Here is a 20,006-nt window from a genome sequence, read left to right as displayed (position 1 = left end):
GTCAGCTCCACGTCAGCTCGTAGGCGCTGTCGAGCAGCCCCGTCTGCCGCCCCTTGACCTGCACGTTGCGCGCGCCCACGTGCTGGAGCACGGCGGTGAGCACGCCCACGTGATAGCTGGCGGGCATGAAGTCACGCTGCATGACGAGGTTGCCGCGGCGAAGCCCGGACCACACCACGCGCCGCTCGCCGTAGCTGACCACGGTGCGGTAGCCGGCCTGCAGACACGTGAGGAGGTGGCGGGGGTCTCCTCCGACAATCATCAGGAAGCTGCGGCCCACCGCCGAGTCGAGAAAGTCCGCCGTGGCCTGCGCGCCCAGCCGATGCATGGCGCCGTCGAAGCCTTCGTCTCGCGAGGCCAGCAGTCGGGCCGCCATGAACGCCAGCTCCAGGAACCCGTGGATGGGGTACATGAAGAACGGCACGTAGCGCGTCTCCGCGCAGACCTGTCGGCACTGGCGCTCGGCCTCCTCGCCCGCATGCGCGCGCACCACGCCCAGCACGCCGAGGAAGAACATGCCTCGCGCGGTGTCCCCAGGACCCGAGGAGGACTTGCGTGCCTCCAGGTCGCCCTCGTCCGCCTGCCACGGGTCGACCTTGGCCGCCGCGGTCATGCGGCCCCCCGGAAAGGACTCGCGCCGCGCTCGCCGCGCCCCGCGGCCCAGCTCAGCGTGTATTCACAATCCAGCAGGCTGGTGCGGTGTCCTCGCACCTCCACGCCGCGAGCGCCCACGCTCTCCAGCGCCGTCTGGAGGACGCCTTCGTGGTAGCGCACGGGCATGAAGTCACGCCGCATGAACAGCCTCGCGCTGCGGGCGGTGGTCCACAAAACGTGGCGCTCGCCGTAGCTCACCGAGCGCAGATAGGCACCCGGCAGCCCGTCCACCAGCCGCCGGGGGCTGCCCGAGGCCGCGCCCAGGACGTTGTAGGCCATGAGGAAGTTGAAGCCGGACGTCGCTGTCAGACAATCGAGCACCGCCTGCGCACCCATGCGCCGCATGGCTTCCTCGTACCCCCCACAGTGCGGTGCCAGCACATACGCCGCCGAGTGGGTGAGCTGGAGGAAGCGGGTGACGGGATACCTCCCGAACCGACTGAAACGGAGTTCCCCACACGCCCCACGACACAACTGGGCCTCGGCTTCTCCGCCGAGCCCCTTCACCATGTCCAGAACGCCGATGAAGTAGATTCCTCGCGTGGTGTCGTCCGACTTGGCTGCATCCAGCCGCAGTCGCAGCTCTTGATCCTGCCAGCGATTCATCTCCTCAATCATCAATTGCATCATCGCCGCCTCTCGAGGGAGTCGGTTTGGACAGACATCAAACACTCGTGGCTTCACCGGGTGCCCGGGCGTGCGCGCGTCCCCTCCGTGTGCCGGTGCGGCCCTACATGTCGGCCAGATGGTCCGCGGCCCTTCCACCCGAGTCCGGGCGAGTGGGCCCACAACGACGGAAGTGCAGCCCCGCGAGGCGCAAGGGCGTCAGCCGCTCGACCAGCGAGACATGAAAGAGATACACGGCTGGCGCGTCCTTCAGCCGGAACAGCAGACGCTTCTCCAGCGGCGGCGCGTCCGGGCCGGTGGACGTCGCGTCCTTCCACTCCAGCCGATTCCAGACATGGAGGAGCCAGTAGCGCACCAACCCGGACGCCACCTGCACGTCCGCCGGCACGAACTGCGTGGCGAACAGCTCCAGCGGCTCCAGCGCGTTCTTCACCTGGGGGGACACCACCGGCTCCGGCAGCCCGTAGCCGTCCAGCAACGTGGCCGCGCGCGGCGCGGGCTCGGCGAAGCCCAGGAGGATGGGGGAGTTGAGGAACAGTCCCTTGCCCGTGAAGCAGAAGGCCTCGTCCTTCTCCCAGCGCAGCGGAGGCAGGTGGCGGCCCCCACGCAGGTCCAGCATCCTGTATTCGGCTGTCGCGCTCACTCCCTTGGCTCCTTCTTCGTGGGCTGACGCCCTTCCGGCAAGACGTTACGCAGTCGCGTTCCGTTCCGGATTCGAGCCCTCGGGGCGTGTCTGTCGTTGGATGGAAGACTTGCGGTAAACCGCGACAAGTTAGACTTGACCGTAATTGCTGTCGCGTTACAACAGCGGCTCCATCCCGGGGGAAGCGCGCCCGCGTCGAGGCGCCCACGCCAATGGACAGCCCAGAAAGAAACATGGAAGCACCCTTGCTGGAGGGTGGGCCTGGCTCGCGTGAGCCTCGGGGCGCGCTCGGTGTGGGGGGGCCTCTGAGGGCGGGCTACCCGAGCGCCGGGTCGGTCGAGGTGTGCGACGGGGCGGAGACACCCCTTCCGGAGCGAGGCGCACCCTGGAGCGGGGCGGGGCGTGAGACGCGCGCGGCGCAATTGCTGACAGAGCATCTGTTGGACGTCCGGCGCAGGACAGACCGGGTGTTCGCGTGGCTGCTGTTGAGTCAGTGGGTGTCTGGGATTGGCGTGGCCTGGCTGTTTTCGACTCCCGCCTGGGTGGGACGGGCGCGCCCGGTGCATCCGGGCGCGGTGCTCGCGCTGGGGCTCGTGTTGAGCGCGCTGCCCATGGCGCTGTCCGTGGTGCGGCCGGGCACGCCGCTGACCCGACATGTCGTCGCGCTGTCGCAGGTGTCGTGGTCCACGCTGCTCATCCACCTGACGGGTGGCCGCATCGAGACGCACTTCCACATCTTCGGCTCGCTGGCCTTCCTGGTCCTCTACCGGGATGTGGGCGTGCTCCTGGGGGCCGGGGCCGGGGTGTTGCTGGAGCAGGGGCTCTTGGAGGTGTGGGGCGGGCAGGGGCTGGCCGCCAGCGCACATGGCGGTGTGCTCGAGCACTGCTTCTGGGTGGCCTTCACCGTGGTGGGGCTCATGTGCGTGTGCCGGGCCATGGTGCGCGAGATGCGCCAGCGGGCGGTGGACCGGGCCGACCTGGAGCACATCCACGCGCAGGAGCAGCGCGCCCGCGAGCTGGCGTTGGAGCAGGCCCGAGGGGAGCTGCGCCACGTGCGCGAGCGGGTGGCCCGCATCGAGAAGCTGGCCACGCTGGGGCAGCTCACCGCCAGCGTGAGCCACGAGCTGCGCAACCCGCTGGCCGCCGCGCGCACCGCGCACGCCTACGTCACCCGAAGGCTCGCTCAGGCGCCAGGGAGCCTGGACGACACCCGGGTGCGGCGGTTCCTGGACATCATCGACCGGGAGCTGGCGGTGTGCGCTCGGCTCACCTCGGAGCTCTTGGACTGTGCCCGCGAGCGGCCGCTCCAGCTCCAGCCCTGCGAGCTGCGCCTCTTGGTGGACGAGGTGCTGGACGTCATCTCGCCGCGCGAAGGCATCCGCATCCACAACGCGGTGCCGGAGTCCCTGCCCGCGCCGCTGGTGGACCGGGAGTACCTGCGGCAGGTGCTCATCAACCTGGTGCAGAACGCCATCGAGGCCTTCCCGCTCCAGCGGCTGGGGGACGTGACGGTGCACGCGGCGGGCGGGGGGCTCCAGCCCTGGCACATCCGCGTGGTGGACAACGGCCCCGGCATCCCCGCCGAGGTGCTCCCGCGCATCTTCGATCCGCTCTTCACCACCAAGGTCCAGGGCACGGGGCTGGGGCTGAGCATCGTGGCCAACGCGGCGCAGCGGCTGGCGGCCCGCATCTCCGTGCAGAGCGAGGAGGGCAGCGGCACGGAGTTCACCCTGGAGCTGCCCCCGCTGGCCACCGTCCCCGCGCAGTGAGCCCGAGGGGGAGCGTGGACTTGAGGGGGCGGGCTGGTGTAGCCGTGGGGTCCGAGCCATGGGAAGAATCTTCGAGACCCGGAAGACGACGATGTTCGCCCGCTGGAACCGGATGGCGAAGCTGTTCGCCCGGATCAGCAAGGACATCGCCATCGCGGTGAAGTCGGGCAGCGCCAACCCGGACACCAATCCGGCGCTCCGGCGCGCGCTCCAGAACGCGCGCGCGGGCAACATGCCCAAGGACAAGGTGGAAGCAGCCATCAAGCGCGCCACCGGCCAGGACGAGCACGCGTACGAGGTCGTCCTCTACGAGGGCTACGGCCCCCACGGCATCGCGGTGCTGGTGGAGACGGCCACGGACAACGTGGTGCGCACCGTGGCCAACGTGCGCATGCACTTCAAGGACGGCGGCGGCAACCTGGGCACCACGGGCAGCGTGGGCTTCCTCTTCCAGCGCATGGGCGTCTTCCGCCTCGCTCCGGAGGGGCTGGACCTGGAGGCGCTGGAGTTGGACCTCATCGACCACGGTCTCCAGGAGATGGGCGAGAGCGTGAACGAGAAGGGCGAGAAGCAGATCGTCATCCGCGGCGCCTTCAACGACTTCGGTCAGCTCCAGGCGGCCATCGAGGCGCGCGGGCTGACGCCCCTGTCCGCCGAGTCCGAGTACGTGCCGATGAACCTCGTGGAGCTGCCCGAGGACAAGGCGCACGAGGTGCTGGAGATGGTGGACGCGCTGGAGCAGGACGACGACGTGCAGCGCGTCTTCCACAACCTGGGCTGAGCGGGCTGTCGCCCATGCGCATGCGACTCGAGTTGCCGGGTGGCCCCTCTCTGGAGGGAGGCCGCACCGAGGGCCGTGGCCCCTTGCTGGTGTACCTGCACGGCCTGGGCTGCGCGGGGAGTCAGGACTGGCCGCCCGTGGCCAAGGCCCCCGCGTTGGCGGGCCGGGCCAGCCTCTGGGTGGACCTGCCGGGCTTCGGCCTCACCGCGCGCCCGCCAGACTTCGACCCCGACCTGGACGTGCTGGCGCGGCTGCTCGCCGGAGCGCTCGTGCGCGAGAGCATGCCCGTGGCGCTGGTGGGGCACAGCATGGGCGGCACGCTGGCCCTGCGGGTCGCGGAGGAGATGGTCGCGCGGGGGCATCCACCGAGCGCCTTGCTCCTGGCCGAGCCGAACCTGCGCGCCGAGGACGCGACGGGCAGCGCGGTGGCCGCGGCGATGCGCCTGGAGGACTTCGTCGCGGGCTGGGGCGCGTGGTGCTCGGGGTCGTCTTCTGAGGCGTATCGCGCGAGCCTCCTCCAGAGCGACCCGGTGACGTTCCACCGGAGCGCGTCGTCGTTGGTTCGCGTGGGGCAGGGGCTGATTCCGCGCTTCGCCTTGCTCGCCGTCGCGCACAAGGGCTACGTGCTGGGCGGCCTGTCGGACGCGGCGACGCACGAGACGGCGCGCCAGGTGGCGGAGGCGGGAGTCCGCGTGGTGACCGTGGCGGGGTCCGGCCACGGCTTCTCCGAGGAGGACCCCGAGGGACTGGGCCGCGCGCTCGCGGAGCTGCTCGCGGGCGCGTGAGCGAAGGCGGCTACTGCCCGCGCTCGGCCGCCATCTTCAGGACGTACTGGTGCACGTCGCCCACCGTGCGCATCTCGCGCGCCTCGGTCTCGGGAATCTGCACGCCGAGGGCCTTCTCCAGCGCGACGATGAGGTCCACCGCGTCCAGGCTGTCGAGGTGGAGGTCCTCGCGCATCCGCGCCTCGGGGACGACGGCGGCGGGGTCGAGCTCGAACTCGGAGACGAGGGTCTGGTTGACAATCTGGATGGCCTTCTCGGCCAGGTTCTGTTCACCCATGGGGAGCGCCTCGGTAGCAGTCTTGGGCGAGCAGGGTCAATCCTGGCGACGTCCGGAGTTGTACCGGGGCGGGGGCAGGCGGCCGTCCGCCTCCCTCGTTGGTGCCGGTCCGCCGGTATGTTAAGTGGGGCACTGCGTCCACGGGTGGACGTTCCCGGACCGAGACACGCCAGTGAAGCAGGCCCTCATCACAGGAGCGAGCAGGGGTATTGGGGCCGCGACGGCGGAGGCCCTCGGGGCCGCGGGATATCGGGTCTGGTTGCACTACCGCAGCCGCGAGGACGCCGCCCTGGAGGTGGCCCGTCGCATCGTGAGCGCGGGGGGACCGGAGCCGCTGCGGGTCTCCTTCGACGTCGCGGATCGCGCCCAGACCCAGGACGCCATGCGGCGGCTCCTGGATGAGCAGGGTCCGCTGGACGCGGTGGTGCTCAACGCCGGCATCACCCGCAACGGACTGTTCGCCCTCACGGATGACGCGAGCTGGGACGAGGTCATTGGCACCAACCTGGGCGGTTTCTTCGCGGTGGCGCGGCCGGTGGTGAAGTCCATGGTGCGTCAGCGCCGCGGGCGCATCGTGCTGATGTCGTCGGTGGCCGCCCAGCGCGGCAACCCCGGGCAGGTCGCGTACGCGGCCACCAAGGGCGCGATGGTGGCGGCGGCGCGCTCGCTGTCGCTGGAGCTGGCGCCCCGGGGCATCACGGTCAACGTCGTGTCGCCGGGCCTCATCGACACCGAGATGCTGGAGGGCGCGCCCGTGAAGGAGCTGCTCTCGCTCGTCCCGGTGGGCCGCGTGGGGCGCCCCGCGGAGGTGGCCCATGTCGTGCGCTACCTGTGCTCGGACGAGGCCGCGTACGTCACGGGGCAGGTGCTGAGCGTCAACGGCGGGATGTGGATGGAGTAGCAGCTCGCGGGGCTGTGCGAGGGGGCTTTGCGTTCATGAAGCGTGTGGTCATCACCGGACTCGGGGTCATTTCCGCCATCGGGACGAACTTGCCCGAGGTCACCCAGTCCTTGCGGGAAGGTCGCTCGGGCATCGGCATCGACCCGGAGCGCAAGGCGCGGGGGTTCCGCTCGAGTCTCACCGGAGTCGTGCGCGGGTTCGACCCCGCTCGCCGGTTCGATCGAAAGGCGCGCCGGACGATGGGCGAGGCCGCCGCGTATGGCTGTGCCGCGGCGCTGGATGCCATCGAGGACGCGGGGTTGGATCGCGCCTCGCTCGCGTCGCCGGACGTGGGCGCCATCTTCGGCAACGACTCCACCTGCCAGGCCGCCGAGGTGATGTTCACCGAGCTGTCCGCCGCGGGTCGCACCGGCGCGCTGGGCAGCGGGCACATCATCCGGGTGATGAACTCCACGGTCACCATGAACCTGGCCACGCTCCTGGGCTTGCAGGGGGCCTGCTGGTCGCTGTCCGCCGCGTGCGCCAGCGGGCTGCACGCGCTGGGACAGGCCGCCATGCTGATCGCCACCGAGCAGCAGCGGGTGGTGCTGTGCGGCGGCGCGCAGGAGACGTCGTGGCAGGGCATGGCCGCGTTCGACGCGCTGGGCGCGCTGTCCGCCAATGACTCGGATCCGGCGCGCGCGTCGCGGCCGTTCGACTCGAAGCGCGATGGCCTGGTGCCCTCGGGCGGCGGCGCGGCGCTGGTGGTGGAGTCGCTGGACTCGGCGCGCGAGCGCGGGGCGCGCATCTACGCCGAGGTGTCCAGCTACGCGTTCGGGTGCGACGGCGAGCACCTCACCAACCCCAGCGGCGGGGGCGCCACGCGGACCATGACGCAGGCCCTCCAGCGCGCGCACGTGCACCCGGCCGAGGTGGACTACATCCACGCGCACGCGACCTCCACGCCGGTGGGGGACGCGGTGGAGGCGGGCGCCATCGCGCGCGTCTTCGGCAGCGCGCGCGTGCCGGTGTCGTCCACCAAGGGGCTCACGGGCCACGAGTGCTGGATGGCGGGGGCCAGCGAGGTGGCGTACTGCCTGTTGATGATGCGCGAGGGCTTCATCGCGGGGAACCCGCACCTGGAGGCGCCGGACGAGGCCTCGGCGGTGCTGAACCTGCCGGTGTCCACGCTCGCGGTGCGCCCGCGCACCATCCTGAAGAACTCTTTCGGCTTCGGAGGGACCAACGCGTCGGTGGTCCTCCGGGCGGTGGACTGACACGGTGTCCGAGCAGGCTCCTCCTCCCTCCCCTGGCGTGTATCCCCCTGTCCAGTCCGTGCTGCCCCACCGGGAGCCCTTCCTCCTGGTGGACCGGGTCATCGAGATGGCCGAGCGGCGCATCGTCGCGGTGCGCCTGTTCCGCGCGGACGAGCACTACTTCGCCGGCCACTTCCCGGAGCAGCCCGTGGTGCCCGGCGTCCTCCTGGTGGAGGGGCTCGCGCAGACCATGGCGTACTTCGCGCTCACGCAGCGGGCCGCGCCGCGGGTCTTCCTGGTGGGCATCGACCGGGCGCGCTTTCGCTCCGTGGTCGAGCCGGGCCAGGAGGTCACCTACGAAGTCGAAGTGGGCGAGGAGCGCTTCGGCATGCTCACCGGCCACGGCAAGGTGCGCGTGGGCACGCGGCGCATCGCGGATGCGAGTCTGAGCGGCTACGCGGGCCAGCCCGGGGGCGTGCTCCGGTGAGGGGCGCGCACGAGGTCTACACATGGTGAGTTCCGCCGAGCGGTTCCTTCCGGCCACGGGCCTGGAGCCGGATGCCTTCGACGTGGTCATCGTCGGCTCTGGGATGGCGGGCCTGTGCTCGGCGCTGGTGCTGGCCAAGGAGGGCTTCAAGGTCTGCGTGCTGGAGCAGCACTACCGGCCCGGGGGCTGCCTGCACCGCTTCTTCCGCAAGGGCGTGCCCTTCGAGACGGGCTTCCATTACCTGGGCGGCGTGGGGCCGGATGGCACGCTCGCGCGCTACCTGCGCTACCTGGGCGTGTACGAGCGCATGAGCTATCAGCCGCTCGACCCCGACGGCTTCGACGAGCTGCGCTTCCCCGAGTACTCCTTCCGCGTGCCCAACGGCTGGCCCCGCTTGGTGGAGCGGCTGGTGGACGCGTTTCCCTCCGAGCGCGCGGCGATTCATCGCTACGCCGAGGTCTGCCAGGAGATCTGCCGCAGCAGCCCGGCGTACTCATTCCAGGCGCCCACGATGGACCTGGGGGACTACAGCCAGGTGTCGCTCGGGTCGTTCCTGCGCGGGCTCACGTCCAACCGGCGACTGCTGGCGGTGCTGTGCGGCCAGAGCATGCTGTACGGCACGCCGCCCGAGGTGACGCCGCTGGAGGTCCACGCGCTCGTCATCGACTCCATGCTCCAGGGCGCCTCGGGCATCCGGGGCGGCGGTGACGCGCTCGCCAAGGCGCTGGTGGACACCATCCGCGCGCATGGCGGCGTGGTGCGCATCCGCTCCGGCGTGAAGGCGCTGGAGATGGACGGCACGAAGGTGACGGGGGCCCGGCTGGAGAAGGGCGAACTTGTGCGAGGCCGCTTCTTCATCTCCAACGCGCACCCCAAGCTGACGCTGGGCCTGCTGCCGGAGGGCGTGCTGCGGCCCGCCTATGTGCACCGCGTGGAGAGCATGCGCGAGGGCATCTCGTGCATCGGGGGCTTCTTCACCACGGAGGACCGCTCCGTGCCCCGGCTCCACAACATCTACAGCATGCCCACGGAGGACGTGGACGCGGTCTACCGCGACGCGGTGTTCGGTCAGGAGAAGGACGGAGAGAAGGCCATCTTCGTCAGCTTCCCGAGCGACCGCGAGCCCGAGCAGAAGGGCCCGCGCGTGGTGCTGGCCCTGGGGCTCCTGGGGTACGAGGAAGTGGAGCGCTTCGCCGACTCGCGCACCGGCAAGCGCGGCGAGGAGTATGCCGCGTTCAAGGATGCCCAGGGCCAGGCGCTCCAGGCCACCGTCGAGCGCGCGCTGCCGGACCTGGCGGGGAAGCTCAAGCGCGTGGAGGTGTCCACGCCGCTCACCCACCGCGACTACACCGCCGCGCCGCGCGGCTCCATCTACGGCGTCAGTCACGCGTTGGACCAGTGGGGCAAGTACTCGCTCCAGGCCCGCACGCGCATCCCCAACCTGCTGCTCACCGGACAGAACGTGCTGTTGCCGGGCGTCGTCGGAGCCACCGTCAGCGCCTTCGTCACCTGCGGGTTCGTGCTGGGCTTCGATTCCCTCTTCCAGAAGGTTGCTCGCGCATGACTCGGCGCCGCGTCGTCATCACCGGCATGGGCCTGTTGAGCCCCATTGGCAACGGGCTGGAGGCGGTGCTTGCGGCACTGCGCTCCGGGCGCTCGGGCGTGCGCGCCATGCCCGCCTGGGCCGAGTGGAAGGACCTGCACACGCGCGTGGGCGCCACCGTGGAGGGCTTGGACGAGAAGGCCATTCCGCGCGAGTCGCGCCGCTCCATGGGCCGCGTGGCGATGCTGGCCGCGAGCGCCGCCGAGCAGGCGCTGGCGCACGCGCGCGTGGACCGGGAGATGCTGCGCACCGGACGGGCGGGGCTCTCCATCGGGCAGACGGTGGGCAGCCCCGCGGCCACCGAGCTGTTCTTCAACGTGCTGCGCAGCGAGGGCGTGCGCAGCCTCAAGTCCACCACCTTCCTCCAGCTCATGAGCCACTCGGCCGCGGCCAACCTCGCGCTCATGTTCAAGGTGACGGGCCGGGTGTTCGCGCCGTCCGCGGCGTGCGCGTCCAGCAGTCAAGCCATAGGCCAGGGCTTCGAGGCCATCCGCGACGGCTACCAGGACCTGATGCTGTGCGGTGGCGCGGAGGAGCTGCACGTGAGCACCGCGGCCACCTTCGACATCCTCGGAGGCACCTCGCGCGCGTTCAACGAGAGCCCCACGTGCACGCCCCGGCCGTTCGAGCGGCGGCGCGACGGGTTGGTGGTGGGCGAGGGCGGCGCGGTGCTCGTGCTGGAGGAGCGCGAGGCGGCGCTGCGGCGCCATGCCACCATCCACGCAGAGGTGCTGGGCTACTCCACGCTGTGCGACGCGGAGCACATGTCCGCGCCCGCGCGCGAGGGCATGGCGCGCACCATGGCCACGTGCCTGGAGTCCGCGGGGCTGCGCGCCAGCGACGTGGACTACGTCAACGCGCACGCCACGGGCACGCTGCTGGGGGACGCGGTCGAGGCGCAGGCCACGCTGGACGTGATGGGGGGCTCCGTTCCCGTGTCGTCCACCAAGGGCTTCACCGGGCACACCCTGGCGGCGTGCGGCGCCATCGAGGCCATCTTCAGCGTGCTGATGATGCGCGAGGGCTTCATCGCGCCCACGCTCAACCTGGAGGAAGTGGATCCCGCCTGCCAGGGCCTGCGGCATGTGCTAGAGCAGGAGTCGCGTCCGGTGCGCACGGTGCTCTCGAACAACTTCGCTTTCGGGGGAGTGAACACGTCGTTGCTCCTCGGTCTGCCAGGCTGAGCGGGGCATTCGTGGGTCCGGGTCGCGTCCTGACTCGACTGCGGAGGTCCTGATGTCCCGCCGTTTGATTGTCCTGAGCGCCTTGTCCCTCGCCGCCTGCACGGGTCCGCGCGAGGGCGCCACCGCCTTCCCCGCCAACTACAGCCCCTCGGACGAGGTGCCGCCCGCCCTGCGCGAGTGTGCCCCGTCGCTCGTCGTGTCCGTCGCGGATGTGCGCACGGATACGTCCTCCGTGGGCCAGCGCTTCCAGGAGGAGAAGCCCGACCAGAAGTACCCCATCCAGCTCCAGGGGGACGTCACGGCCTACGTGCGCGGCGCCTTCGAGAGCGCGTTCAAGCGCGTGCGGCAGGTGAAGCCCACGGCCAACCCGGGCAGCCTCGCCCTGCGCGTCACGCAGTTCAACATCGAGGAGCAGGTGTCTCGCAACGCGGTGTACCGGGGCCGCGCCACGATGGACGTGTCCTACGTGCCGGCCGGCGCCTCGGCGCCGTGCTGGACGGGGCAGATTACCGGCAGCGCGAACAACTACGGCCGCGCGGGCAGCCCGGAGAACTACCAGGAGACCATCAGCTGGTCGATGGACCGGGCCGCCGCCGAGCTGTTCGCCAGCAAGGAGTTCAACGACGCGCTCTGCGGCAAGTGCGCGCCGCCCGCGAAGCCCTGAGCCTCGAAGCCTGGCGCTTCGCTGGGGAGCGGCTCACGGTTGGACGTGCAGCCGCTCCTCGGGCACCGCGAAGCCGGGCTCGTAGTGGGTGACGTTCAGCTCCAGCTCGAAGCCCCGCTGGTCTTTCAGCTTCACGTGGCGGGCAAGCCAGTGGCCCGCCACGGCCTCGAGCTGGGTGTAGTCGATGTCGAGCACCGGGGCGCCTCGGAGGAAGAAGCGCTTGTGGGTGAGCGCCAGCGTGTGGCCGTCGCGGAAGACCTCCACCGCGTCGATGTCGTCGTCGCCCTGGACGTTGGCGCGAGACACCCACTGGCCCTCCTCCAGCGACAGCGGGCCGGACGCGGTGGTGAAGTAGATGCGCTGCACGGCCCGGCCCATGTGGCGCGGGTCGAGGCGCTCGGCGAGCTGGCGCAGGTGCACCTTCGCCTCCCACTGTCCGCCCACCCAGGCCACGTCGAAGAGGCGCGGGCCCATGTCCGCGGCGGCGGACACGCGGAAGGCGCCGTCCTCGCGGCCGAGCAGGTAGCCCGTCATCACGTAGGACTTGCCGTCGTGGCGCGCCACCACCTGGTGGACCATCTTGAAGGTCGCGGGCTCGTGCTCGTGCAGGGCGGTGAGCGCCGCGCTCGCCGCGTCGACGGACTCGAGCGGCGGGAGCTTCTCGGGCGGAGGGACGACGGCGGCCGGGTGCGCGCAGCCGACCCAGGTGGTGAGCACGAGGGCCCAGGTCGCGAGTCGGAGCTTCACGGCTTGGCCACCGGCTGGATGACGTGGGCGGAGAAGGCGATCTCCGTGTGGTCGCCGCCGGGCTCTTCGAGGACGACGCGGGTGAGGCGGAAGTCGGCGTCGAACTCCAGGTGGATGCGCTCCACGACGCTGGCCAGCTCCGAGGCGCGCGGCTTGAGGGCGAGGCTCAGGGGGGCCTTGCGCTCGACTGCCAGCTCGAACAGGGGCCGCAGGCGCTCCAGGTCCGCCTCCACCACGGCCTTGATGCTCTCGAAGACGCGGCCCATGGCGGGCTCGGCCGAGAAGTCGATGGCTTGGGTGGTCCCCAGGGCGGGGTAGCGCAGGGTGGCCGTGCTGCCTTCGAGGATGAGCTCACTCTTCGAGGGGGCTTCGGTGTGCCATACCAACCGTCCGCCCTTCTGGTATTGGATGGTGCCCTGGGTTACGAGCGCGTCCTGCAGCGCCGCCCAGTGGCGTGTCTGCTTGAATCGAGCGGAGAGCTTCTGCGTTCGGGCCAGCGAGTCACGCAGCGCTGTCAGTTCACGCGGGGCGGGCTCCGCGGATGAGGCGGGCGTTGCCTGGAGCATCCAGGCGGCGAGGAACGGGATGAGGACAGGCATGAGGGCCGACAACATATCACGCGAGGATTCCATCCCACCGCCGCGCCCGAGCCCGCGCGCGGCCCCGCACATCACCGAGCAGCCGCTCCTGCGCGGCGTGTTGTCGTTCCTGCTCTGGTCGTGGGTGGCGCTCTCCGGGCTGGTGTTGTCGCTGGTCGGTCTGGTGCTCAGCATCCCCTTCAATCCGTGGGTGGATCCGCAGCGACGGATGATGGAGCGGCTCAACCAGCTCTGGGGCAAGGGCGTGCTGTGGGTCATGCCCGGCATTGGCATCGAGGTGGTGGGGCTGGAGCACCTGCGCGTGGCGGGTGCGGGTCCGTTCGTCATCTGTCCCAACCATCAATCCGTGGCGGACATCCCGCTGATGCTGGCCCTGGTGTCGCCGGTGAAGACAATCGCCAAGGCGTCCGTGTTCTGGCTGCCGCCGGTGGGGCTCCAGCTCCGGCTGTCCGGGCACGTGCCGTCCGGACGGGGTGAGGCGGGGGGCGCGGAGCGGGTGCTCTCGCGTTGCCAGGCGTGGCTGCGGCGCGGGGTGAGCATCCTCGTCTTCCCCGAGGGGACGCGCTCGTACGACGGAGAGGTGCTGCGCTTCGGGCAAGGGCCCTTCGTGCTGGCGGCGCGCGCGGGCGTGCCGGTGCTGCCCGTATCCATCTCCGGCAGCCACGGCGTGGTGGCCAAGGGGCGCTTCCTCTTTGGCTTCAAGGGCCACATCCGGGTGCAGATTCTTCCCCCCGTCCCCGTGGAGGGGGAGCCCAAGGCCGTGGCGAGCCGGGTGCGTTCGCTCATCGTCCAGTCGATGGCGACGCACGGCGAGCGCACCTGAGGCCGAGGCGGTGATACACCTCCCACGCGCATGCCCGCTGCAATCACCTCGATTGGCGCTGTCACTGGACATGGCCTGGGTCGCGCGCGGCTCCTGGCCGCGGTGCTCGAAGGCCACAGTGCCATCCGGCCGTTGACCCGCTTCTCCGCCGAGGGGCTGTGCAGCTCGCTCGCGGCCGAGGCTCCACCCGATGCGGAGCTGCTCACGGTGGCGCGAAGCCTGGGGGACGTGGTGCCCGAGGATCGGGCCTCGCGTCTCGTGTTGGCCGCCGCCGCCGAGGCGCTCGCGGGCCGCGCGCTGACGCCGGATGCGCGGCGGGGCGTGGTGGTGGGGACGACGAAGGGCGCGTTGGAGTTGGCGACGCGGGCGTGGGCGCAAGGCGCGACGCCACCCGAGGATGTGCTGGGTGTGCCGGCGCGGATGCTCGCGGGCGTGACGGGCGCGCGCGGCCCCGTGCTGACGGTGAGCGCCGCGTGTGCCTCCAGCGCGGCGGCCCTGGGCGAAGCCCTGGCGCTCATCGACGAGGGGACCTGTGACGAGGTCATCGTGGGTGGCACCGAGGCGCTCCATGCCTTCGTGTATCGCGGCTTCCACGCGCTGAAGGCCCTGTCCGCCAGTCCCGCGATGCCCTTCGATGCGGCGCGCTCGGGGCTGTCGTTGGGCGAGGGCGCGGGCGTTCTGGTGTTGGAGTCCGTGGCGCACGCGCGGGCGGCGGGGCGTGAGGTCATCGCCGTGCTCGAAGGCTTCGGCGGTAGCACGGATGGGTTTGATCAGACGGCGCCGGACCCCTCGGGCACGGGGCTCTCGGTCGCGTGCCGGCGTGCGCTCGGAAGGGCGGGGCTGGGCGTGGAGGAGGTGGGGCGATACCACGCGCACGGCACCGCGACGCTGCACAACGACCGGATGGAGGCGGCGGCGCACGCGGTGTTGTTCGGCGGCCGCGAGGTGCCGGTCTGCGGCATCAAGGGATCCATCGGGCACACGCTCGGCGCGGCGGGTGTGTTGGATGTCGCGGTGTGCGCGCTGACGCTCCAGCGGGGCGTGCTGCCACCCATCGCGAACCTGACGCGTGTGGACCCCGCGGCGCGAGTACCCGCGGTCGAGGGCCGCGCGAGAGACGGCGGTGGCTCGGTGGCCCTAGTCGCGAACGCGGGCTTTGGAGGCATCAACGCGGCGGTGGTGTTGCGCAGAAGCGCGGTGGCGCCATGAGGGTCGCAGCGGGTGCCAGTGCCTTCGCGGCGCGGGGGCTGCTGGGAGTCGAGGACCGAGGGGCGTGTCGCAGCGGAGCCGAGTGGCTTCTCGGCCTGGGCGCTGGCAGCTGGCGAGGGCCGACGGGGAGTTGCGTCGTGAGTGGTTCTGAAGCTGGCGATGGCTTCGCGGCGGGGGCTCTGCCGGGCATGGCGCACCGTGCGGAGGTGGCGCCGTGAGCATCCCCGTGGCTGTCAGCGCCTTCGCGGTGTGGACTCCCGCGGGCGTGTTCATCGACACGACTCCTGAGGCCGGAGCCCCGAACTCACCTCTGGCCGCGTGGCCCGATGGACCGGTGTTGGCGCAGGTACATCCGCGTGCGCGGCGCCCGCATCCCCATGCGGTTTCACTTGTGCGATTGGCGCATCGGCTCCTGGTCGAGCGCGAGCGACTGGCTCCTCCGGCGATGCCGCTCGTCCCTCGGGATGCGGTGGAGTTGTCGTTGGGCACTGTGGCGGGGAGCGCCTCGGCGGACCTGGAGTTCGTCGAGGGGCTGAGTCAGCGCGGGGTCGCGTTCGGTTCACCGTCGACGTTCGTCTACACGCTGCCCACGGCGGGCCCCGCGGAGGTCGCTCTGGCGCTCGGGCTTCGCGGCGCGCTGACGACCGTGACGGCGGGCACGACGAGCGGCTTGTCGGCGGTGGCTCGGGCGGCCGCGCGCATTGCTTCGGGTCGCGCGCGTGCGTGTCTGTGCGGCGGGGTTGAGCTGGCTCGCGTGGGCGAGCGGGGGGCAGGGCTGGGCTCGGGCCATGAATCGGTCGCGCTGTTCCTGCTGGAGGCCGTGGACGTGGGCTCACCTTGGCCTCGGGTCGAGGGATGGGCCCTGGGCTTTGGCGAGGCGGAGTCGACCGGTACGGACTCCCTGCTGGACATGGCTCGGGCCGTGGTTCGGGCGCGCGAGCAGGGAGGGGCCCAGGCGGTGGTCGGCTCCTCCCCCGAGGGCACCTGGGCCAGACTCCAGGTCGTCCCGTCGCTCCCCAGGGGGCCATGACAAACCTCGAAGCGGGGTGGTAAGGATTCCGTCTCAACCCTCGCCTCTCCCACCAGACTCATGTCGGTCCCTTCTCGCAACGCGCTCGTCACTGGTGGCACCAAGGGCATTGGCCGCGCCGTAGCGCTGCGGCTCGCACGCGAGGGGTGGCGCGTCACGTGTGTCTACAAAGGCGACGATGCGGGCCGCGATGCGTGCGCGCAGCTGTTCGCCGAGGCCTCGCTGCCCGTCTCGTTCGAGAAGGTGGATGTGTCCGCGCCCGCCGAGGTGTCCGCGCTCTTCACGCGGCTGGCGGACGGCGACTGCGAGCCGGACTGTCTGGTCAACGCGGCGGGCATGTCTCGCGACGCGCCGCTCGCGTTCCTGAGCGTGGCGGACTTCGACGCGGTGCTGTCCGCGAACCTGCGCTCCACCTTCCTCATGTGCCAGCAGGCCGTGAAGCCCATGGCGCGACGGCGCTTCGGGCGCATCGTGAACTTCGCGTCCCCCGCCGCGCTGCTCGGCAACGAGGGACAGGCCGCCTACGCCGCGGCCAAGGCCGGTGTGCTGGGGTTGACGCGGACGCTGGCGCGCGAGGTCGCGCGCATGAGCATCACCGTCAATGCCGTGTCGCCGGGCCTCGTGAAGACCGAGATGACGGCCCACCTCTCCCCGGAGCAGGTGGAGAAGCTGGTGCGCCGCACGCCGTTGCAGCGGATGGGGACTCCCGAGGAGGTGGCGGGCATGGTCCGAATGCTGTGCGCGGACGAGGCCAGCTACATCACCGGGCAGTGCTTCTCCATCGACGGTGGACTGAGCTAGTCGCGCGCGCCCGTCGCCGCGCCCCTTCCAGAGAAAGAGCCGATGCAGGACTCCCAGCCCCAACTCCGACAGCAGCTCAAGGAACTCATCGTCACCACGCTCCGCATCGAGGGCGTGAAGCCCGAGCAGATCGGCGACGAGGAGCACCTCTTCTCGCCCGAGAGCACGCTGGGGCTCGACTCGCTCAGCGCGCTCGAGCTGCTGTCCGCCATCGAGTACACGTTCAAGGTCCGCTTCGAGAACGACGGCTCGGCGCGGCAGCACTTCGAGTCGGTCGCGACGCTCGCCGCGTTCGTGACGTCCGCGAGACGCTGACACCATGCGCGGGGTGGCCATCACCGGGGTGGGCATCGTCTCGGCGCTGGGCTCGGGAGCCCGGGTCCACCAGGAGGCGCTGCGCGCGGGCCGCTCGGGTCTGCGGCCCCTCGGACTGTTCAGCCTCGCGGGCCTGCCGGCGCTGCCGGTGGGCGAGGTGGAGGGCGCCGCGCTCGAACGGGAGCGAGGGCCACGTAGCATCGACCTCGCGATGATCGCCGCGAGGCAAGCGCTCGCGGGAGCCGATTTCTCGGGCTCGGGCGTCCTGGCCCTGGGCACCACCACGGGGGGCATCCTGGAGTCCGAGCAGCACTACCTCACGCATCGCGGGCAGGAGGGCGCGGCGGATCGCGAGCTGCTGCGGCACCACGCGGCGGGGACGGTGGCGGACCTGCTCGCGTCGAAGCTCGATGTGAGCGCCGAGCGCCACACCTTCTCCACGGCGTGTTCCTCGAGTGCGAACGCAGTGGGCTACGGCGCGTCGCGGGTGGAGCAGGGCGCGCCCTGGGCGCTGGTGGGTGGGGTGGACTCACTGTGCAGGCTGACGTACGCGGGCTTCCACTCCCTCAAGTTGCTGGCGAGTGATGCGTGCCGTCCCTTCGGGCGCAATCGCCAGGGGCTGTCGCTGGGCGAGGGCGCGGCCTTCCTCTTCCTGGAGCACGAGTCGCGCGCGCGAGCGCGTGGGGCGCCCATCCTCGGATACGTGGCGGGGTGGGGGTGTTCCGCGGACGCGTGGCACATCACCGCGCCGCATCCCGAGGGTCGAGGTGCCATCGCCGCCATGCAGGCCGCGCTCGCGGACGCGGGGCTGTCCGCTGCACAGGTGGACTACGTCAACGCGCACGGGACGGCCACGCCCGCGAATGACAAAGCCGAGGCACTCGCGCTCAACGCGGTGTTCGCCGGAGAGGGCCCGCTGACGAGTTCGACGAAGGGCACCACCGGGCACACGCTCGGCGCGGCTGGAGCCATCGAAGCGGTGTTCTGCCTGTTGGCGATGCAGTCAGGTCACGCGCCGGAGACGGTGGGGCTCGTGGAGCCGGACCCCGAGTTGCGCGTGCGCCATGTGCCGCGCGGTGGAGTCGATGCGCCGCTGCGCGTGGCGCTCTCCAACTCGTTCGGCTTCGGCGGCAACAACGCCGCCTTGGTGCTCACGAGGTCCGAGTCATGAGCGCTGCCATTCTGGGCGTGGGGGTCGTGGCTCCGGGCGCGACGGACTGCGCTTCGTTCCTGCGCGTGCTGTCGTCGCCTCCTGGTGCGCCCGCTCGCGTGGAGTCCATTCCGGATGGCGGCGATGCGAAGACTCGGCGGCTTCCTCGGCTGGAGCGGATGGCGCTCGCGGTGGCGCGGCAGGCGTTGCCTCAGGGGGTGGACCGGGACTCGCTCGCGCTCGTCTTCGGCACTGGCTACGGCGGACTGACGGCGACGGTGGACTTCCTGGAGGGCATGGCCACCCGAGGCGCCGAGTTCGGCAGCCCCACCGCGTTTCATCAGTCCGTGCACCACTCGCCCGCAGGGCAACTGTCCATCGCGCTGGGACTGCGTGGCCCGTCGCTCACGGTGTCCGCGCGCGAGGTGTCGGGTGAGACGGCCGTGAAGGTGGCGCTCGACTTGCTCGCGACGAAGCGTGCACGGCATGCGCTCGTGGTCGCCGCCGACGAGCGCATCCCCGCGCTGGACAACGCCTACCGCGCCTTCGGCGTGCATGCCGAGTCTCCCGACGTGTCGCCGCGAATCCGACTGGAGCCCGGTGAAGGTGCCGCCGCACTGCTGCTGGGCGCGGAGTCCGGGCCACTCACCATCGAAGAGTGCGTGCTGACCGCGCATCCCACTGCGCCGCTGCGCTTCGCGCGCCCCGAGCGCATGTCTCCATTGCTTCGCGAGGGACTGTCGCGAGCGTCCGCGGGCGCCTCCGTCTCGCTGTCCGCGCCGAATGGCGAGGTCCACGACGCGGAAGATTCAGCGCTGGGGGACGGGGTGCCTGTCGGGTCACGATGGGTGGACACGCCGCATCTGGGCTTCCACCCCTCGGCGGGGCTGCTTCGCCTGGTGGCCGCGGTGCTGCGGTTGGAGGCCCCGGGCGAGTGCGTGCATCATGGTCTCGCGCTCGGAGGTGGGCAGTCGCTGACGCGGGTGCGGCGTGTCGCTGGGTGAGCCGCTGCTCGGAGTGGCCACTGCGCTCGTCGCGGGCGGAGGGGTGCTGGCCGGCATGGCGGCAGGGGTTTTCCATCCGCGCGTGATGCTCTTCGGACCGGGCATCTGGCGCGGCCCCTCGACTCGTCCCGTGGTGGCGCTCACGTTCGATGATGGCCCCCATCCGCACTACACGGAGCGCATCGCGGACATCCTCCACCGGCATGGCGCGCAGGCCACGTTCTTCTGCATCGGTCGCGAGGTGGAGCGGCATTCCGGGCTCGCGCGGGCACTGCACGGCGCGGGACATCAGCTCGCCAATCACACGTGGCGGCATGGGACCGGCGCGGACCTCTTCGTCGCATCACGCCTGGAAGAGGACCTGCGGCGCTGCCAGGAGTCCCTCTTCACCGTCACGGGTGAGCGCCCGCGGTACTACCGGCCCGCCGTGGGCGTTCGGAACCCCGCGGTGCACCAGGCCGCGCGTCAGGCCGGGCTGACGGTGGTGACGTGGACGCATGCGGCTCGGGATGGCGCATGGGCCTTCACGGCGCGCCGAGCACGCGCGCTCGCGGCGAGAACGAGCGCGGGGCACATCCTCACGCTCCACGATGGCAGCCCACACGAGCGCTCCGAGTTGCGAGAGCAGACGGTGGAGAACCTCCCGTTGCTGCTCACGGAGCTGCGCGCGCGCGGGCTCGGCACCGTCACTTTGCGCGAGCTGCTGGCCGGCTGAGGA

The 20,006-nt window shown here is 71.1% G+C and carries 23 protein-coding genes; 17 read left to right on the top strand and 6 right to left on the bottom strand.

Going from position 1 to position 20,006, the window contains the following annotated elements; all coding sequences use genetic code 11:
* Position 1 precedes the first annotated feature (1 nt).
* The 3 genes from JGU66_34530 to JGU66_34520 all read right to left on the bottom strand — a co-directional run bounded on the left by JGU66_34530 (position 2) and on the right by JGU66_34520 (position 1,924).
* Entirely contained in the window at positions 2 to 613 is a 612-nt protein-coding gene (locus JGU66_34530; protein MBJ6765900.1) for a DUF2378 family protein, read from the bottom strand.
* Positions 610 to 1,284: a TIGR02265 family protein gene (locus tag JGU66_34525; protein ID MBJ6765899.1), complete on the bottom strand. Its 675-nt coding sequence runs from the start codon at positions 1,282 to 1,284 to the stop codon at positions 610 to 612. The genes JGU66_34530 and JGU66_34525 overlap by 4 nt, the downstream gene beginning before the upstream one ends.
* Positions 1,285 to 1,384: 100 nt before the next feature.
* Complete coding sequence (locus JGU66_34520; protein ID MBJ6765898.1) at positions 1,385 to 1,924, bottom strand: hypothetical protein; 540 nt, start codon at positions 1,922 to 1,924, stop codon at positions 1,385 to 1,387.
* Between the two features lie 233 nt (positions 1,925 to 2,157).
* Between JGU66_34520 and JGU66_34515 the strand changes: the two genes are divergently transcribed.
* From JGU66_34515 to JGU66_34505, 3 genes are read left to right on the top strand one after another with little or no spacing between them, the layout of a single operon-like run.
* A complete protein-coding gene (locus tag JGU66_34515; protein ID MBJ6765897.1) occupies positions 2,158 to 3,693 on the top strand; it encodes a two-component sensor histidine kinase in 1,536 nt (511 codons plus the stop codon).
* A gap of 58 nt (positions 3,694 to 3,751) precedes the next feature.
* On the top strand, positions 3,752 to 4,474 hold the full coding sequence (locus JGU66_34510; GenBank protein MBJ6765896.1) for a YebC/PmpR family DNA-binding transcriptional regulator: 723 nt from the start codon (positions 3,752 to 3,754) through the stop codon (positions 4,472 to 4,474).
* 14 nt (positions 4,475 to 4,488) lie between these two features.
* Entirely contained in the window at positions 4,489 to 5,259 is a 771-nt protein-coding gene (locus tag JGU66_34505) for an alpha/beta fold hydrolase (protein MBJ6765895.1), read from the top strand.
* Between the two features lie 10 nt (positions 5,260 to 5,269).
* On the opposite strand, the gene JGU66_34500 is transcribed toward JGU66_34505, so the two are convergent.
* Positions 5,270 to 5,536, bottom strand: coding sequence for an acyl carrier protein (locus JGU66_34500; protein MBJ6765894.1), 267 nt, complete (start codon positions 5,534 to 5,536; stop codon positions 5,270 to 5,272).
* A gap of 172 nt (positions 5,537 to 5,708) precedes the next feature.
* Here JGU66_34500 and fabG (JGU66_34495) point away from each other — a divergent pair, with 172 nt between their 5' ends.
* From fabG (JGU66_34495) to JGU66_34470, 6 genes are read left to right on the top strand one after another with little or no spacing between them, the layout of a single operon-like run.
* Entirely contained in the window at positions 5,709 to 6,437 is a 729-nt protein-coding gene (fabG, locus tag JGU66_34495) for a 3-oxoacyl-ACP reductase FabG (GenBank protein ID MBJ6765893.1), read from the top strand.
* Positions 6,438 to 6,472: 35 nt separating this feature from the next.
* Positions 6,473 to 7,693, top strand: coding sequence for a beta-ketoacyl-[acyl-carrier-protein] synthase family protein (locus JGU66_34490; protein MBJ6765892.1), 1,221 nt, complete (start codon positions 6,473 to 6,475; stop codon positions 7,691 to 7,693).
* A 4-nt stretch (positions 7,694 to 7,697) separates the two neighbouring features.
* Positions 7,698 to 8,159: a 3-hydroxyacyl-ACP dehydratase FabZ gene (gene fabZ, locus JGU66_34485; GenBank protein MBJ6765891.1), complete on the top strand. Its 462-nt coding sequence runs from the start codon at positions 7,698 to 7,700 to the stop codon at positions 8,157 to 8,159.
* 22 nt (positions 8,160 to 8,181) lie between these two features.
* Positions 8,182 to 9,723: an NAD(P)/FAD-dependent oxidoreductase gene (locus JGU66_34480; GenBank protein ID MBJ6765890.1), complete on the top strand. Its 1,542-nt coding sequence runs from the start codon at positions 8,182 to 8,184 to the stop codon at positions 9,721 to 9,723.
* On the top strand, positions 9,720 to 10,946 hold the full coding sequence (locus tag JGU66_34475; protein MBJ6765889.1) for a beta-ketoacyl-ACP synthase: 1,227 nt from the start codon (positions 9,720 to 9,722) through the stop codon (positions 10,944 to 10,946). Before JGU66_34480 ends, JGU66_34475 begins: the two co-directional genes overlap by 4 nt.
* A 52-nt stretch (positions 10,947 to 10,998) precedes the next feature.
* Positions 10,999 to 11,610: a hypothetical protein gene (locus tag JGU66_34470; GenBank protein ID MBJ6765888.1), complete on the top strand. Its 612-nt coding sequence runs from the start codon at positions 10,999 to 11,001 to the stop codon at positions 11,608 to 11,610.
* Between the two features lie 33 nt (positions 11,611 to 11,643).
* Here JGU66_34470 and JGU66_34465 read toward each other — a convergent pair whose 3' ends face one another.
* Together JGU66_34465 and JGU66_34460 are read right to left on the bottom strand one after the other, a co-directional pair.
* Positions 11,644 to 12,357: a DUF3261 domain-containing protein gene (locus JGU66_34465; GenBank protein MBJ6765887.1), complete on the bottom strand. Its 714-nt coding sequence runs from the start codon at positions 12,355 to 12,357 to the stop codon at positions 11,644 to 11,646.
* Complete coding sequence (locus JGU66_34460; protein ID MBJ6765886.1) at positions 12,354 to 12,956, bottom strand: outer membrane lipoprotein carrier protein LolA; 603 nt, start codon at positions 12,954 to 12,956, stop codon at positions 12,354 to 12,356. Before JGU66_34460 ends, JGU66_34465 begins: the two co-directional genes overlap by 4 nt.
* On the opposite strand from JGU66_34460, the gene JGU66_34455 reads away from it, so the two are divergent.
* From JGU66_34455 to JGU66_34420, 8 genes are all read left to right on the top strand, one after another.
* Positions 12,955 to 13,779 (top strand): 1-acyl-sn-glycerol-3-phosphate acyltransferase, encoded by an 825-nt coding sequence (locus JGU66_34455; GenBank protein ID MBJ6765885.1) that lies wholly within the window; start codon positions 12,955 to 12,957, stop codon positions 13,777 to 13,779. The genes JGU66_34460 and JGU66_34455 overlap by 2 nt on opposite strands.
* Before the next feature lie 30 nt (positions 13,780 to 13,809).
* Positions 13,810 to 14,988: a hypothetical protein gene (locus JGU66_34450; GenBank protein MBJ6765884.1), complete on the top strand. Its 1,179-nt coding sequence runs from the start codon at positions 13,810 to 13,812 to the stop codon at positions 14,986 to 14,988.
* 214 nt (positions 14,989 to 15,202) lie between these two features.
* The gene (locus JGU66_34445; GenBank protein ID MBJ6765883.1) at positions 15,203 to 16,018 is read left to right on the top strand and encodes a hypothetical protein; all 816 of its coding nucleotides are present in this window, start codon (positions 15,203 to 15,205) and stop codon (positions 16,016 to 16,018) included.
* A 60-nt stretch (positions 16,019 to 16,078) separates the two neighbouring features.
* The gene (gene fabG, locus JGU66_34440; protein ID MBJ6765882.1) at positions 16,079 to 16,819 is read left to right on the top strand and encodes a 3-oxoacyl-ACP reductase FabG; all 741 of its coding nucleotides are present in this window, start codon (positions 16,079 to 16,081) and stop codon (positions 16,817 to 16,819) included.
* 42 nt (positions 16,820 to 16,861) lie between these two features.
* Positions 16,862 to 17,134: an acyl carrier protein gene (locus tag JGU66_34435; protein MBJ6765881.1), complete on the top strand. Its 273-nt coding sequence runs from the start codon at positions 16,862 to 16,864 to the stop codon at positions 17,132 to 17,134.
* 4 nt (positions 17,135 to 17,138) lie between these two features.
* Complete coding sequence (locus JGU66_34430; GenBank protein ID MBJ6765880.1) at positions 17,139 to 18,305, top strand: beta-ketoacyl-[acyl-carrier-protein] synthase family protein; 1,167 nt, start codon at positions 17,139 to 17,141, stop codon at positions 18,303 to 18,305.
* Entirely contained in the window at positions 18,302 to 19,288 is a 987-nt protein-coding gene (locus JGU66_34425) for a beta-ketoacyl synthase chain length factor (protein MBJ6765879.1), read from the top strand. Before JGU66_34430 ends, JGU66_34425 begins: the two co-directional genes overlap by 4 nt.
* Positions 19,275 to 20,003 (top strand): polysaccharide deacetylase family protein, encoded by a 729-nt coding sequence (locus JGU66_34420; protein ID MBJ6765878.1) that lies wholly within the window; start codon positions 19,275 to 19,277, stop codon positions 20,001 to 20,003. The genes JGU66_34425 and JGU66_34420 overlap by 14 nt, the downstream gene beginning before the upstream one ends.
* Positions 20,004 to 20,006 lie beyond the last annotated feature (3 nt).

Source organism: Myxococcaceae bacterium JPH2 (assembly GCA_016458225.1).
Classification (GTDB): Bacteria; Myxococcota; Myxococcia; order Myxococcales; family Myxococcaceae; genus Citreicoccus.
The sequence above is the reverse complement of the archived record's forward strand: the minus strand, read 5'-3'. Positions and strand labels throughout refer to the sequence as shown.